Annotated in this window: 13 protein-coding genes; 3 read left to right on the top strand and 10 right to left on the bottom strand. The window is 73.1% G+C overall.

The window, feature by feature from the left end; all coding sequences use genetic code 11:
• Window positions 1-182 precede the first annotated feature (182 nt).
• Both ACRDP3_RS21750 and ACRDP3_RS21745 read right to left on the bottom strand, forming a co-directional pair.
• The gene (locus tag ACRDP3_RS21750) at window positions 183-1250 is read right to left on the bottom strand and encodes an LLM class flavin-dependent oxidoreductase (protein WP_431518666.1); all 1068 of its coding nucleotides are present in this window, start codon (window positions 1248-1250) and stop codon (window positions 183-185) included.
• 182 nt (window positions 1251-1432) lie between these two features.
• Window positions 1433-1948 carry a lytic polysaccharide monooxygenase auxiliary activity family 9 protein gene (locus ACRDP3_RS21745; protein WP_431518665.1) on the bottom strand — a complete coding sequence of 172 codons (516 nt, stop codon included), beginning with the start codon at window positions 1946-1948 and terminating at the stop codon, window positions 1433-1435.
• A 420-nt stretch (window positions 1949-2368) separates the two neighbouring features.
• Here ACRDP3_RS21745 and trxA point away from each other — a divergent pair, with 420 nt between their 5' ends.
• Entirely contained in the window at window positions 2369-2755 is a 387-nt protein-coding gene (gene trxA, locus ACRDP3_RS21740; RefSeq protein WP_431518664.1) for a thioredoxin, read from the top strand.
• On the opposite strand, the gene ACRDP3_RS21735 is transcribed toward trxA, so the two are convergent.
• Window positions 2704-3282, bottom strand: a complete 579-nt coding sequence (locus ACRDP3_RS21735) for a DoxX family protein (protein WP_431518663.1) — start codon at window positions 3280-3282, stop codon at window positions 2704-2706. The genes trxA and ACRDP3_RS21735 overlap by 52 nt on opposite strands.
• Before the next feature lie 49 nt (window positions 3283-3331).
• On the bottom strand, window positions 3332-4405 hold the full coding sequence (locus ACRDP3_RS21730; RefSeq protein WP_431518662.1) for an ATP-dependent DNA ligase: 1074 nt from the start codon (window positions 4403-4405) through the stop codon (window positions 3332-3334).
• 106 nt (window positions 4406-4511) lie between these two features.
• Here ACRDP3_RS21730 and ligD point away from each other — a divergent pair, with 106 nt between their 5' ends.
• Window positions 4512-5525 (top strand): non-homologous end-joining DNA ligase, encoded by a 1014-nt coding sequence (ligD, locus tag ACRDP3_RS21725; RefSeq protein ID WP_431518661.1) that lies wholly within the window; start codon window positions 4512-4514, stop codon window positions 5523-5525.
• An 81-nt stretch (window positions 5526-5606) separates the two neighbouring features.
• The gene (locus ACRDP3_RS21720) at window positions 5607-5750 is read left to right on the top strand and encodes a hypothetical protein (protein ID WP_431518660.1); all 144 of its coding nucleotides are present in this window, start codon (window positions 5607-5609) and stop codon (window positions 5748-5750) included.
• A gap of 25 nt (window positions 5751-5775) precedes the next feature.
• On the opposite strand, the gene egtD is transcribed toward ACRDP3_RS21720, so the two are convergent.
• From egtD to ACRDP3_RS21690, 6 genes are all read right to left on the bottom strand, one after another.
• Window positions 5776-6753: an L-histidine N(alpha)-methyltransferase gene (gene egtD, locus ACRDP3_RS21715; RefSeq protein WP_431518659.1), complete on the bottom strand. Its 978-nt coding sequence runs from the start codon at window positions 6751-6753 to the stop codon at window positions 5776-5778.
• Window positions 6750-7604, bottom strand: a complete 855-nt coding sequence (gene egtC, locus ACRDP3_RS21710; RefSeq protein ID WP_431518658.1) for an ergothioneine biosynthesis protein EgtC — start codon at window positions 7602-7604, stop codon at window positions 6750-6752. Before egtC ends, egtD begins: the two co-directional genes overlap by 4 nt.
• The gene (gene egtB / locus ACRDP3_RS21705) at window positions 7604-8974 is read right to left on the bottom strand and encodes an ergothioneine biosynthesis protein EgtB (RefSeq protein ID WP_431518657.1); all 1371 of its coding nucleotides are present in this window, start codon (window positions 8972-8974) and stop codon (window positions 7604-7606) included. The genes egtC and egtB overlap by 1 nt, the downstream gene beginning before the upstream one ends.
• A 51-nt stretch (window positions 8975-9025) precedes the next feature.
• Complete coding sequence (gene egtA / locus ACRDP3_RS21700) at window positions 9026-10246, bottom strand: ergothioneine biosynthesis glutamate--cysteine ligase EgtA (protein ID WP_431518656.1); 1221 nt, start codon at window positions 10244-10246, stop codon at window positions 9026-9028.
• A 263-nt stretch (window positions 10247-10509) separates the two neighbouring features.
• On the bottom strand, window positions 10510-11991 hold the full coding sequence (locus ACRDP3_RS21695) for a dihydrolipoyl dehydrogenase family protein (protein WP_431518655.1): 1482 nt from the start codon (window positions 11989-11991) through the stop codon (window positions 10510-10512).
• On the bottom strand, window positions 11988-12594 hold a 607-nt coding region (locus ACRDP3_RS21690; protein WP_431518654.1), incomplete at its 5' end, for a universal stress protein. The genes ACRDP3_RS21695 and ACRDP3_RS21690, both read right to left, overlap by 4 nt.

The raw sequence follows: 12594 nt of genomic DNA, 5'->3' as shown, positions 1-12594 counted from the left end.
GTGCGGCGGGTGCCGTGCGGGGGTGGGGGTGGGGGTGCGGACGGAGAGGTGTGGGGGGTGTCTCTCACGGGTGCTCCTCGACAAGGCTACTTCCCAGTAAGGTCGAGGAGAGAATGCCAGCGCGGGGCGTCGGCCACAATGCGCGCGTCACAATCCGCCGGAGGAGAACGCCCGCGATCCGGTCAGCCCGCGCGCCGGGCGGCGTGGGTGGGACCGTCGGGGACCTCGGCGGGACGGCCCGCCGCGAACTCCTTGCGCAGTACGGGAACGACCTCCTCCCCCAGCATGTCCAGCTGCTCCAGCACGGTCTTCAGCGGCAGCCCCGCGTGGTCCATCAGGAACAACTGCCGCTGGTAGTCCCCGAAGGACTCGCGGAAGGTGAGGGTCTTGTCGATGACCTCCTGCGGACTGCCCACCGTCAGCGGGGTCTGCTCGGTGAACTCCTCCAGCGACGGGCCGTGCCCGTAGACGGGCGCGTTGTCGAAGTAGGGCCTGAACTCGCGTACGGCGTCCTGGGAGTTGCGGCGCATGAAGACCTGGCCCCCGAGTCCGACGACGGCCTGCTCCGCGGTGCCGTGGCCGTGGTACGCGAAACGTTCGCGGTAGAGCCCGACCAGCCGGATGAAGTGGTCGCGGGGCCAGAAGATGTTGTTCGCGAAGAAGCCGTCACCGTAGTAGGCGGCCTGCTCGGCGATCTCCGGGCTGCGGATCGAGCCGTGCCAGACGAATGGCGGCACCCCGTCCAGCGGGCGCGGTGTGGCGGTGAAGCCCCGCAGCGGCGTACGGAAGCGGCCCTCCCAGTCCACCGCCTCCTCGCGCCACAGCTCGTGCAGCAGCGCGTAGTTCTCGATGGCCAGCGGGATGCCCTGCCGGATGTCCTGGCCGAACCAGGGGTAGACCGGCGCGGTGTTGCCGCGGCCCATCATCACATCGACCCGGCCCTCGGCCAGGTGCTGGAGCATCGCGAAGTCCTCGGCGATCTTGACCGGGTCGTTCGTGGTGATCAGCGTCGTGGAGGTGGAGAGGATGAGGCGCTGGGTGCGCGCGGCGATGTGGCCGAGCATGGTCGTGGGCGACGAGGGCACGAAGGGCGGGTTGTGGTGTTCGCCGGTGGCGAAGACGTCGAGTCCGACCTCCTCGGCCTTGTCCGCGATGGCGACCATCGACATGATCCGCTCGTGCTCGGTCGGCGTCCTGCCCGTGGTGGGGTCCCTCGTGACGTCCCCCACGGTGAAGATCCCGAACTGCACCGTTCTCACCCTCTCACCAGTTCACGATTCAACTACCTGGTGCCAACAGTCTCCCACGCACGCGATTCCATAGTGCGCGCGGGCGCCGCGGGGGCGGACACGACAGCGCCGCCGGGCCGAGGTCCCGGCGGCGCTGTGACTGATGAGGGGAGGTGCCCTCCGGTGGGGGGAGGAGGCGGCGGTCAGCGGATGTTCACGTCCACGCAGGCGTAGAAGGCGTTCGGGGTGTCCGCGATGTTCCACACGGCGAGCACCTTCTGCTGGCCGCTGCGGCCCCCGAAGCCGACCTGGTGCGTGACCGTCTCACCGGGCTGCGCGCCGCCGTCGTCGAACTCCGCGATCTTCGATCCGCCGATGAAGTACTGCCAGGTGCTGGTCCGGTGCCGTGCGGTCAGCCGCCACTGGAAGCTCTGCGAACTGCCGACGGGCGTGACCGTCCAGCCCTTGCTGTTGTCGTCGAGCTCGGCGAACTGCTGATTGCCGCCACTGCAGCTGGTCAGCCCCTTGGGACCTTCGACGCTCTGTGGCTCCCACTTGATGGGGCCGCATTCGACCGTGCCGGCGGCGCACTGCGCCTGCCTGCTCGGCGGGGAGTTGACGTAGCCGTGGGCACTTGCCTGGCCGGCAGGCAGGGTCAGGACGAGCAGCGGCGCGATCCCCGCCCCGATACTCGCGGCCAGCCTTCTCTTGAACTCCATGCCAACTCCTTCACGGTGTGGCCGCCGGTCAGGTGGGGGGCGGCGTCGCTGAGCGGGGGCCAACGTGAAGACGCGCTCCGCCAGCCGGCGAGGACCAGCCGTCCCGTGACGTGCCGACGGCTGCGAGCTGGGGGACCCGTTCCACGCTCGCCATTAGTCTAGACCTTAGTGATTGTCTGCCCTCGGTCAAGAGAATGCGCACAGCTGGAACCCGGTGAATCGCACCGGGCACCGGCACCCCGCGCCATCCGCTCGCGCCTGACCTGGGATCTCCGGATCGGTACGGATCCATGCCGCGCGAGCGGTTTAACCCCCGGGGGGCGCCGGGAACGCGCCACGGGGTCCCGGCGTAGCCCCGCCGGGGCGCGGCAAAGGCCGCTCACGCGGTCATGCGACAGCCCTCAAACAGCAGGAGAGCAGATGAGCACCACCGAGCTCACCAAGGACAACTTCGACGAGGTCGTCTCGGACGACGGCTTCGTACTGATCGACTTCTGGGCGAGCTGGTGCGGTCCCTGCCGGCAGTTCGCGCCGGTCTTCGAGGCGGCTGCCGAGCGCAATCCCGACCTGACCTTCGCCAAGGTGGACACCGAGGCACAGCAGGAGCTGGCCGGAGCCTTCGAGATCCAGTCGATCCCGACCCTGATGATCATCCGGGACCGGATCGTGGTCTTCGCCCAGCCCGGCGCACTGCCCGAGTCCGCCCTGGACGACGTCATCGGCCAGGCCCGCGGACTGGACATGGACGAGGTCCGTCAGTCCGCAGCCGAAGCGACGGAGGAGTCCGCCGAGTCGCCCTCCCGCTGACCGCGCACCCGCCGCACGATGACGGCACTCGCCGCCGCGGCGGCGGCGGTGAAGGTGACCGCCAGCATCCAGGGCTGATCGGTCCGGTGGCCGAGCAGGTGGTCGAGGGAGAAGCGGCCGGGACCGGCCACGGCGAGCGCCGATCCGGCGAAGCCCAGGTGAGCCGGGTACTCAAGTCCCCCCTGCTCGTTGAAGAACCCGGCCGGGACGTGCAGGGACGCGGCTCCCGCCATCGCCGCCGCCACGGCCGCGCCCGCGGCCGGGGTGGCGAGCCCCAGGGCGAGCAGTGCGCCCCCGCCCGCCTCGCCGAGCCCGGAGGCGAGCGCGTTGCGCAGTCCCGGCCGGAAACCGATCTGCTCCATGAACTGTCCGGCCCCCTCCAGCCCGGGACCGCCGAACCAGCCGAACAGCTTCTGCGTGCCGTGCGCGATCAGCACGCCGCCGGTGCCGAGGCGGAGGGCGAGCAGCCCGACGTCCTGCCTGACGCCTCTGCTTCCGTGGTGTCTGCGGCACATCCGGTGTCCCATGGGGTGTCCTTCCGGATCGGTGGCTGGAGCGGTCGCTGGAGCGGAGGCGTCAGGGCGCCGGCGGGGCGGTCAGCATCCCGTTCAGGTCGTAGCTGACGGGCTCCTCCAGCTGGGCGTAGGTGCACCCGCGTGGGTCGCGGTCCGGCCGCCACCGGCGGAAGTGGGTCGTGTGCCGGAAGCGGTCGCCCTCCATATGGTCGTAGGCCACCTCGCACACCCGCTCCGGCCGCAGTGGCACCCACGACAGGTCCTTCTTCCCGGTCCACCGGCTCGGTGCGCCCGGCATCCGGCTCTCCGCGTGGGCCTCCTCACGCTGCCACGCCGCCCAGGGGTGGTCCGCGGCCGAATCCATCGTCAACGGCTCCAGTTCGGCCATCAGTTCCCGGCGGCGGCTCATCGTGAAGGAGGCGCTGACGCCGACATGCTGGAGGGTGCCGGAGTCGTCGTAGAGGCCCAGGAGCAGCGAGCCGACGCCCTCGCCGCTCTTGTGCGGGCGCAGTCCCGCCAGCACGCAGTCGGCGGTGCGCTCATGCTTGATCTTCACCATCAGCCGCTCGTCCGGCCGGTAGGGCAGGGTGAGCCGCTTTGCCACCACCCCGTCCAGGCCGGCGCCCTCGAACTGCGAGAACCACTGCCGCGCCAGCTCGATCTCCTGCGTCGCGGGCGCGACGAAGACCGGGTCCGCCGCGTCCCGCAGCGCGCGGACGAGGATCTCCCGGCGCTCGCCGAGCGGGGTGGACATCAGCGAGTCGTCCGCCAACGCCAGGATGTCGAAGCCGACGAAGCTCGCCGGGATCTCCTCGGCGAGCAGCCGCACCCGCGAGTCGGCCGGGTGGATGCGCAGTTGCAGGGAGTCGAAGCTGAGCCGGCCCTCCTGGGTGACGACGATCTCGCCGTCCAGTACGCAGCGCGGGGGCAGGTTCGCGCGCAGCGCCGTGACCAGTTCGGGGAAGTAGCGCTTGAGTGACTTGCCGGTACGGCTGCCGATCTCGATCTCGTCGCCGTCCCGGAAGACGATGGCCCGGAACCCGTCCCACTTGGCCTCGTACTGCATCCCGGCCGGAATCTTCGCCGCGGGCTTGGCGAGCATGGGTTTCACGGGCGGCATCACCGGCAGGTCCATGTCCCTCATTGTGGGCCGGTAGGGGCCCGGCCGCCTGCCGGATTCCGCCGGGAATTCCCGCTCCCGCCGGGAGGCGGGTCACGGCACCGCCCCGTAGCGTGGCGGCATGGGAGAGTCAGTGGAACTGACCGTCGGCGGCCAGCGGGTACGGCTGTCCAGTCCGGCGAAGGTGTACTTCCCGGAGCGCGGATTCACCAAGCTGGACGTCGCCCGGTACTACCTGACCGTGGGCGAGGGCATCGCACGTGCTCTGTGGGATCGCCCCACGACGCTGGAGCGGTACCCGGAAGGGGTGGGCGGCGAGTCCTTCTTCCAGAAGCGGGCGCCGAAGAACCTCCCCGAGTGGATTCCCACGGCCCGGATCGGTTTCCCCAGCGGGCGGCACGCGGATGAGATCTGCCCCACCGGCGCGGCCGCCGTGCTGTGGGCGGCGAACCTGGGCTGTCTGACGTTCCATCCCTGGCCGGTGCGCCGGGCCGACACCGAGCACCCGGACGAGCTGCGCATCGACCTTGACCCGCAGCCGGGCACCGGCTACGACGACGCGGTCCGGGCGGCGCAGCAACTGCGCCCGGTCCTGGAGGAGCTGGGGCTGTACGGCTGGCCCAAGACCTCGGGCGGTCGGGGGCTGCACGTCTTCGTGCCGATCGCACCCGAGTGGACGTTCGCCCAGGTGCGGCGCGCGGCCATCGCGGTCGGCAGGGAGTTGGAGCGCCGCGACCCCGAACGCATCACCACCGCCTGGTGGAAGGAGGAGCGCGGCAGCCGGATCTTCGTCGACTACAACCAGACCGCGCGGGACCGCACCATCGCCAGCGCCTATTCGGTCCGCCCGAACCCGCGGGCCACCGTCTCCGCGCCACTGCGCTGGGAGGAGCTGGAGAGCGCGCGGCCGGAGGACTTCGATCTGGCGACGATGCCGGTGCGCTACGCCGAAGTGGGCGATGTGCACGCCGGCATGGACCAGCACGTCTGCCGTCTCGACGCCGCGCTGGAGCTGGCCGGCCGGGACGAGCGGGAGCACGGCCTGGGTGACCTGCCCTATCCCCCGGAGCACCCGAAGGTGAAGGGCGAGCCGAAGCGCGTACAGCCCAGCAGGGCCAAGCGCGTCGCCGACTGACGTGCCGGGCCGGGCCGTTGGCCGTTCCGGTCGTTCCAGTCACTGCTGGTCTTCAACCTGCTCCGGGGCCCCTGCGTCCTGGTGCTCGGCGGCCTCGCCCTGCTGCGCGGCACGACCCGCCGCGCCCGCGCCGCGCTCGGCGTGACGCTGGGCGCGGCCGACCTGGTGGTCCTCGCGGCCGTCGCCGCCGCCGACCAGACCCTCTCCTGGAGCATCACCGGCTGAGCGGAGGACCGGCCGGGCGGGCGGCTCAGACGGGTTCGGCGAGGATCAGCGCGAAGCGCCCCTCCGCGTCGGTCCACCAGTGGCTGACGCCGAAGCCGCCGCGGGCGAGTTCGGCGGTGAGCGACGCGCGGCGGAACTTCACGGCGATCTCCGTGAGCACCTCCTCGTCCGCCTCGAATTCGGCGCTCACCCCGAGCTCGGGCAGCGCCACCGTCTGCGCGTGGCGGGAGCGCAGCCGCATCTCGATGCGCTCCTCCCGCTCGTTCCACACGGCGCGGTGCTCGAAGGCGCCGGGATCGAAGGCGGCACCGAGTTCGCGGTTGAGCACCAGCAGGACGTTCTTGTTGAAGGCGGCGGTGACGCCCTGCGCGTCGTCGTACGCCGGTACCAGCACCGCCGGGTCCTTGACCAGGTCGATCCCCATCAACAGGGCGTCGCCGACGGCCAGTTCCGGGCGCAGGGCGGCGTAGAACGCGGGCCGCGCGGCACTGTCGAGGTTTCCGAGTGTGCCGCCGAGGAAGGCCACCAGGCGGGGTCCCCGCACGGCGGGCGGCATGCCCAGGTCGGTCTCCAGATCGGTGACACACGCCGTCACCTTCAGCGCGGGGTAGTCACGGATGAGCGCCTCCCCCGCCTCGCGCAGCGCGTCGGCGCTGACGTCGAGCGCCGCGTACCGCTCCAGCGTGCCGTGCCGCAGCAGGGCGTCCAGCAGCAGCCGCGTCTTGCGGGAGGAGCCGGAGCCGAGCTCGATGAGGGTACGGGCGCCGGTGGCGGCGGCGATCGCGTCGCCGCGCTCACCCAGGATCTCGTGCTCGGCGCGGGTCGGGTAGTACTCGGGCAACCGGGTGATCTCTTCGAAGAGTTCGCTTCCGCGGGCGTCGTAGAACCATTTGGGCGGCAGGGACTTGGGTCTGCCCGTCAGTCCCTTGAGCACGTCCGTGCTGAGGGCGTCGGCGAAGTATCCGTCGGGCAGACGGCGGGTGAGGTCGAAACGGTCCGTCATGTGATGGGGATCCTCTCGGTGGCCTGGGTGGGCTCGGTGGCGGGGACCAGCGGGACGGTGCGTACGGTCGTGGCGGTGGCCACGAGGAGCGAGTCGTCGGGGACTTCCTGCCAGCCGGCGGCGGCCGCACTCTCGCCGTCGCCGTCGCCGTCACCGGAGCCATCGCCGGAGCCGTCCGGGCCGGCGTCGGGCTCCGAGGCGACCCGTACGCTCTGCGCCCCGGAGCGGTACCAGAGCGTGTCGCCGCAGCGGGTCGCGAAGACGGTGCGGCCGTCGGTGAGCAGGAAGTTGAGCCGGGCGCCGGGACGTATCCCACCGGTACGGCTCGCCAGCGCGGCCAGCGCGACCTCGGGCGGCTTCCCCGCGCGCAGCCACCGCGCGAGCAGCGCCCAGAGCAGCGCGGAGTCGCAGCGGGCCTCCAGGCCGAGCAGGTCCGTGGCGGCCATCGGCACACCGAGATCGTCGGGGAGGCGCTGCCAGTCCGGCACGGCGCCGTTGTGGCTGAACAGCCAGCGGCCGTCCGCGTACGGGGCCGCCGCGGTCTCGTCCTGCGCGGTGCCCTCGGTGGCGTCCCGCACCGCCGCCAATACGCCCGTGCTGTGGATGGCGCGGGTCAGGTCGGGGAGATTCGGGTCGGCCCAGATGGGCACCGCCCGGCGGTAGCGGGCCGGCGCCTGCTCGGCGCCCGAGTCCGTCGGCGGATACCAACCGAGCCCGAAACCATCGGCGTTGACGGTGCCGTAGCGCTGCCGGCGCGGCGCCCAGGACTGTTCGTACAGTCCGCTCGCGGGCCGGGTGATCAGATCCGCGAGCGGGAGCGGCGGACCGAGATAGGCGAGGTGACGGCACATCAGTGCGCACCCCCGGCGTCTCCCCCGGTGGAACGGGCCGTGCGGAAACCCGCGAAGATCTGCCGGCGGACCGGGAGGTCCCAGTTCCGGAAGGTGGCCCGGCAGGCGACCGGGTCGGTGCCGAAGGAGCCGCCGCGCAGCACCTTGTGGCCGGGCCCGAAGAAGACCTCGGAGTATTCGCGGTAGGGGAAGGCGGTGAAGCCGGGGTAGCCGGTGAAGTCCGTGGACGTCCACTCCCATACGTCGCCCATCAGCTGCCGTGCGCCGCACGGCGCGGCCCCGGCCGGGTAGGCGCCCGCGGGGGCCGGACGCAGATGACGCTGCCCGAGGTTGGCGTGCCCCGCCTCCGGTTCGGCCTCGCCCCACGGATAGCGGCGGGAGCGGCCGGTGGCCGGGTCGTACCGTGCGGCCTTCTCCCACTCCGCCTCCGTCGGCAGCCGCCGCCCGGCCCAGCGGGCGTACGCGTCGGCCTCGTACCAGGACACGTGCAGCACCGGCTCACCGGGCGGCACCCGTTCGGTGTACCCGAAACGGCGCCGCAGCCAGTTGCCTCCCTCCCGGCGCCAGAACAGGGGTGCGCTCAGCTCCGCCTGCTGTACGTACGCCCAGCCCTCCGGATGCCACCAACGCTCCTCCTGGTAGCCGCCGTCCTCGATGAACCGCTGGTAGGCGCCGTTGGTCACCGGGGTGACGTCCAGCTCGAAGGCGGGGACGTCGACGGTGTGCGCGGGGCGTTCGTTGTCCAGCGCCCAGGGGTCGGTGGACGTGCCCATGATGAACGGGCCGGCCGGTACGGGCACTTCGCCGCCCGCCTCCTCCGTACCCCGCGACCTGGGGGCGGGCGGGTCGGGGGCGTCCAGGACGGCGGGTCCCCGGCGCAGCTGGTGCGTGGCGAGCATGGTCTCGTCGTGCTGCTGCTCGTGCTGGGCGACCATCCCGAAGACGAAGTCACCCTCGAAGAGCGGGCCGGCGTCCTCCGGCGCGGCGGCCAGCACCTCCATCGCCTGCTCCCGCACCTCGGCCACATAGGCGCGGGCCGCGTCGGGCGGCAGCATCGGCAGGGCGGGCCGGTCGGCGCGCGGGGTGCGGAACGCGTCGTAGACGGCGTCGAGTTCGGGTCGCACCCCGGGCCGGCCGCCCGCTTCGCGCAGCAGCCAGAGGTCCTCCTGGTTGCCGATGTGCGCCAGGTCCCAGGCGAGCGGCGACATCAGCCGGGAGTGCTGCGCCGTCAGCCCGGCCTCGTCAAGACAGTCGGTGAGCGCCAGGGTGCGGCGCCGGGCCCGCTCCAGCGCGGCGTACGCACGCTCACGGCCCTGCTCCTGTTCCCGGAGCGTGCGCGTGGTGACCCGCGCGGGGGTGTGGTCGGACATCAGAGGTCTCCCTTCTCGATGGGCACGACGGGACGGCGCGCGCCGGCGCTCTCAGCGGCGCAGCGCGTCCAACTGGTCGTGCGCGGGGCAGCGTCCACGCTCGGAGTAGCGCTCGGCGAAGTCGAGGACGGCCTTGTGCGACGTACCGGCGGGGTCGCTGCGGGACAGCGCGGACTCGGCGGCGGCGACACAGTCGCGTACCGCCCGGCCCAGCAGGGGGTCGGCGGGGCCGTCCCGGGCGGCGCGCTGCCACAACTCCGCGTCCCCCGCCAGCGGTTCGGTGGCAGCCCAGGCGGCCTCTGCCGCCGACGGGTCGTCCAGCAGAGTGGCGGCCACCGCGGTGGCGGCGATCCAGCCGTCGTCGCACTGTGCGTCGATCATCCGAAGCTCCAGCCAGCCGCGCGGACGCACCGGCGGGAACAGGGTGCCGAGGTGGTAGTCCAGGTCGTCCCGGGTCGGCGGCCGTTCGGGGTGCCCGCCGCGCAGCCAGGCGCGGAAGGAGAGCCGGGGCGGTGCCGTCCACTCGGCGGGCGGTTCGCGCCGCAGACAGAGCAGTTCGGCGTCGAGCGCGTAGCGCGCCCAGCTCTCGCGCGGGTCCCGGTGGGTCCGTGGAGGGCTGGTGCGGCCGGGGTCGGCACGGGCCCAGACGCTCTGCCGGGTCGAGACCCAGCCGGTGGGACGGGAGCGCCAGAGCGGGGAGTTGGCGAAGGCGGCCACCAGGACCGGGCCGAGCCGGTGGGCGAGCCGCCAGCGGTAGCGGTAGCCGGTCGGGCCTCCGGAGTCGTCACCGGCGTCCAGGCTGACCTGGACGGCGGCCGTGGCCCGCATCATCATCCGGCCCCACGGGCCGGAACGGTCGAAGTGCGCCTCCATGGCGCGGTAGCGGGGGTCCTCCAGCACGCGCGGGGGACTGAGATACGGGTCGAGGCCGCGCCCGTACAGCCGGGCGCCGGACTGTCCCACGTTCCTCCGCAGCACGTTCAGATCGGCGGCGGTGGTGGCGACGCACTCGGCGAGGGAGTCGCCGGGAGGTGAGCTGACCTCCAGCTGTCCGCCCGGCTCCCGGGTGAGCCTGCTGCCACCGGGCAGGCCGCGGGTCCAGAGCGGGGCGAGGGCCTGGTCGAGCCGGTCGGGCGGCACGGCGCGGGCCGGGGCGGCGCGGTCACGGATGAGCCATTCCAGCTCCACCCCCACCCGGCTCGGCGGGCCGGTCTTGAAACAGATCCCGCCGACGTAGGCGGCTGCCTCGTCCTCGTTCAGCACGGCTTCCATGACACTCCACGCCTCCGGTCGCGGTACGGGACGGGCCGGTGAGCCCTGAGAAGTTCGAGAGTGCGGCCGGGACGGCTGTCGCGCAAGACGGCAGAGTCGGCCCCTGTGACGTCCGGCGCCGTAGGGCGGACGGCCCACGAGGGGCGATGACCTGGGCCGTCCGTGTGGTGCGCGGCGCGGCGACGCGGGCCGGCGAACTTTCCGCCCGCGCTCGGACGGTGGCTCCCGGGCCTGCCGTAGGGCGGTTCTCCGGGAAACACGCGCTAACCGTCCTGATCACGGGCGGTCTCCAGCAGCCGCAGCCAGGCCTCGCTCATGGTCGGGTAGGCGGGGACGGCGTGCCACAGGCGCTCCAGCGGGACCTCGCCGGCGACGGCCACACTCGCCGAGTGCAGGAGTTCGCTGACGCCGGCGCCGGCGAAGGTGGCACCCACGACGATCTGCCGGTCGAGGTCGAGGACCATCCGGGCGCGACCGCGGTAGCCGTCGGCGTACAGGGCCGCCCCGGCGACGTCGCCCAGGTCCAGGTCGACGGCGCGCACCCGCAGTCCGCGGTGCTCGGCCGCGGCCGCGGTGAGGCCGACGGAGGCGATCTCGGGGTCGGTGAAGACCACCTGCGTCACGGCGTCGTGGTCGGCGGTGGCCGCGTGCGCGCCCCAGCGGTCGGTCTCCAGCAGGGGCACTCCCGCGGCGCGCGCGGCGATGGCCGCGCCCGCGATACGGGCCTGGTACTTGCCCTGGTGGGTGAGGAGGGCGCGCCCGTTGGCGTCGCCCACCGCGTACAGCCAGCCGCCGCGCACGCCGTCCACCCGGCAGCTGTCGTCCACCGACAGCCAGCCGCCCGGCTCGCAGCCGACCGTCTCCAGGCCCAGGTCATCGGTGCGCGGGGCGCGGCCCGTGGCGAAGAGCACCTCGTCCGCCTCCAGCAGTCCGCCGTCGTCGAGCGACAGGGTGACCGGCCGGTCCGGGGACGGCCGGTCCATCCCGTCCACCGAGATGCCCGTACGCACCGTGGCCCCGGCCTCGGTGAGAGTGCGGGCGACCAGCTCACCGGCGAAGGGTTCCATCCCCGCCAGCAACCGGTCGCCGCGCACGAGCAGGGTCACCTCGGCACCCAGCGCGCGCCACGCCGTGGCCATCTCGACGCCGACCACTCCCCCGCCGACGACCGCCAGCCGGGCCGGCACCTCCTTGGCCGACGTCGCCTCGCGGCTGGTCCAGGGCCGTGCCTCATCGGTGCCGGGCAGGACGGGCAGGGCGGCGCGGCTGCCCGTACAGACCGCGACGGCGTGCCGCGCGGTCAGCGCCCTGGTCCCGCCGCCCCGGGTCGCGACGGCCACCCGGCGTGCGCCGTCCAGGCGGCCGTGCCCCCGTACGAGGTCGATACCGGCCGAATCCAGCCAGCTGACCTGACCGTCGTCCTGCCAGTGCGAGGTGAAGCCGTCCCGCCGCTTCAGCACCGCCGCCGCGTCCAGTCCCCCGGTGACGGCCTGCGCCGCACCCGCTACGCGGCGGGCATCGGCGAGCGCGGCGACCGGGCGCAGCAGCGCCTTGCTGGGCATGCACGCCCAGTACGAGCATTCACCGCCGACCAGTTCGCTTTCGACGATGACGGCGCTGAGGCCGGCCGCGTGCACGCGCTCGGCGAGGTTCTCCCCGACCGGGCCGGCCCCGAGCACGATGACGTCGTAGGCGTCGGTGTCGGCCTCGGAAGCCGCGTCGGCTGGACCGGGGGTGTCCGTCATGACCTGCCCGCCTTCCGGGCCGCCGGGGAGGGAACGAGCAGGACGGGACAGTAGGCGTGGTGCAGTGCCGCATGGGCGACGGGTCCCAGATGAAGGCCGACGCGGGGCTCCTGGCGGCGGTGCACGGCCAGCACGGTGACATCGGCGGCCCGGCTCGCCTCGACCAGGGTGGCCGCCGCGCTGCCGCCCTGCTCGTCCGCGCTGACCCGCACCTCGGGGTGCTCCTTGCTGAGCGGCGCGACCATCTCCCGTACCAGCTCCGCCGCGGCCGCCCGCGCCGCCTCGGCCTCCTTCGGCGGCAGCTTGAGCCTGCCGGGCATCCGCGGCTGGGACCAGACGTGCAGCACGCGGAGGGCCGCGCCGCGGCGGGCCGCCTCCTCGAATCCGAAGCGGAGCGCCGCCTCGTCCGCCTCGGTGTGCAGCCCGACGAGGACGGTGCCGTGCGCGGGCCGCTCGCCCTCCCGGCTCTCGCCCACGGTCAGCAGCGGCCCGGAGCAACGCGAGGCGACCCGCAGGCTGACCGAGCCCACGAGCAGCCCGGCGAACCCGCCGTGACCCCGCGTGCCGACGACGGTCAGCGCGGCCGTACGGGTGGCGCGGATC

It is taken from the genome of Streptomyces sp., from assembly GCF_050698815.1.
In the GTDB taxonomy this organism is placed as follows: Bacteria; Actinomycetota; Actinomycetes; order Streptomycetales; family Streptomycetaceae; genus Streptomyces.
The sequence above is the reverse complement of the archived record's forward strand: the minus strand, read 5'-3'. Positions and strand labels throughout refer to the sequence as shown.

Coding starts and splice junctions, on each gene's coding strand:
- ACRDP3_RS21745 (WP_431518665.1), bottom strand. CDS start 1,948: ATGGAGTTCAAGAGAAGGCTGGCCGCGAGTATCGGGGCGGGGATCGCG.
- trxA (WP_431518664.1), top strand. CDS start 2,369: ATGAGCACCACCGAGCTCACCAAGGACAACTTCGACGAGGTCGTCTCG.
- ACRDP3_RS21735 (WP_431518663.1), bottom strand. CDS start 3,282: ATGGGACACCGGATGTGCCGCAGACACCACGGAAGCAGAGGCGTCAGG.
- ACRDP3_RS21730 (WP_431518662.1), bottom strand. CDS start 4,405: ATGGACCTGCCGGTGATGCCGCCCGTGAAACCCATGCTCGCCAAGCCC.
- ligD (WP_431518661.1), top strand. CDS start 4,512: ATGGGAGAGTCAGTGGAACTGACCGTCGGCGGCCAGCGGGTACGGCTG.
- egtD (WP_431518659.1), bottom strand. CDS start 6,753: ATGACGGACCGTTTCGACCTCACCCGCCGTCTGCCCGACGGATACTTC.
- egtC (WP_431518658.1), bottom strand. CDS start 7,604: ATGTGCCGTCACCTCGCCTATCTCGGTCCGCCGCTCCCGCTCGCGGAT.
- egtB (WP_431518657.1), bottom strand. CDS start 8,974: ATGTCCGACCACACCCCCGCGCGGGTCACCACGCGCACGCTCCGGGAA.
- egtA (WP_431518656.1), bottom strand. CDS start 10,246: ATGGAAGCCGTGCTGAACGAGGACGAGGCAGCCGCCTACGTCGGCGGG.
- ACRDP3_RS21695 (WP_431518655.1), bottom strand. CDS start 11,991: ATGACGGACACCCCCGGTCCAGCCGACGCGGCTTCCGAGGCCGACACC.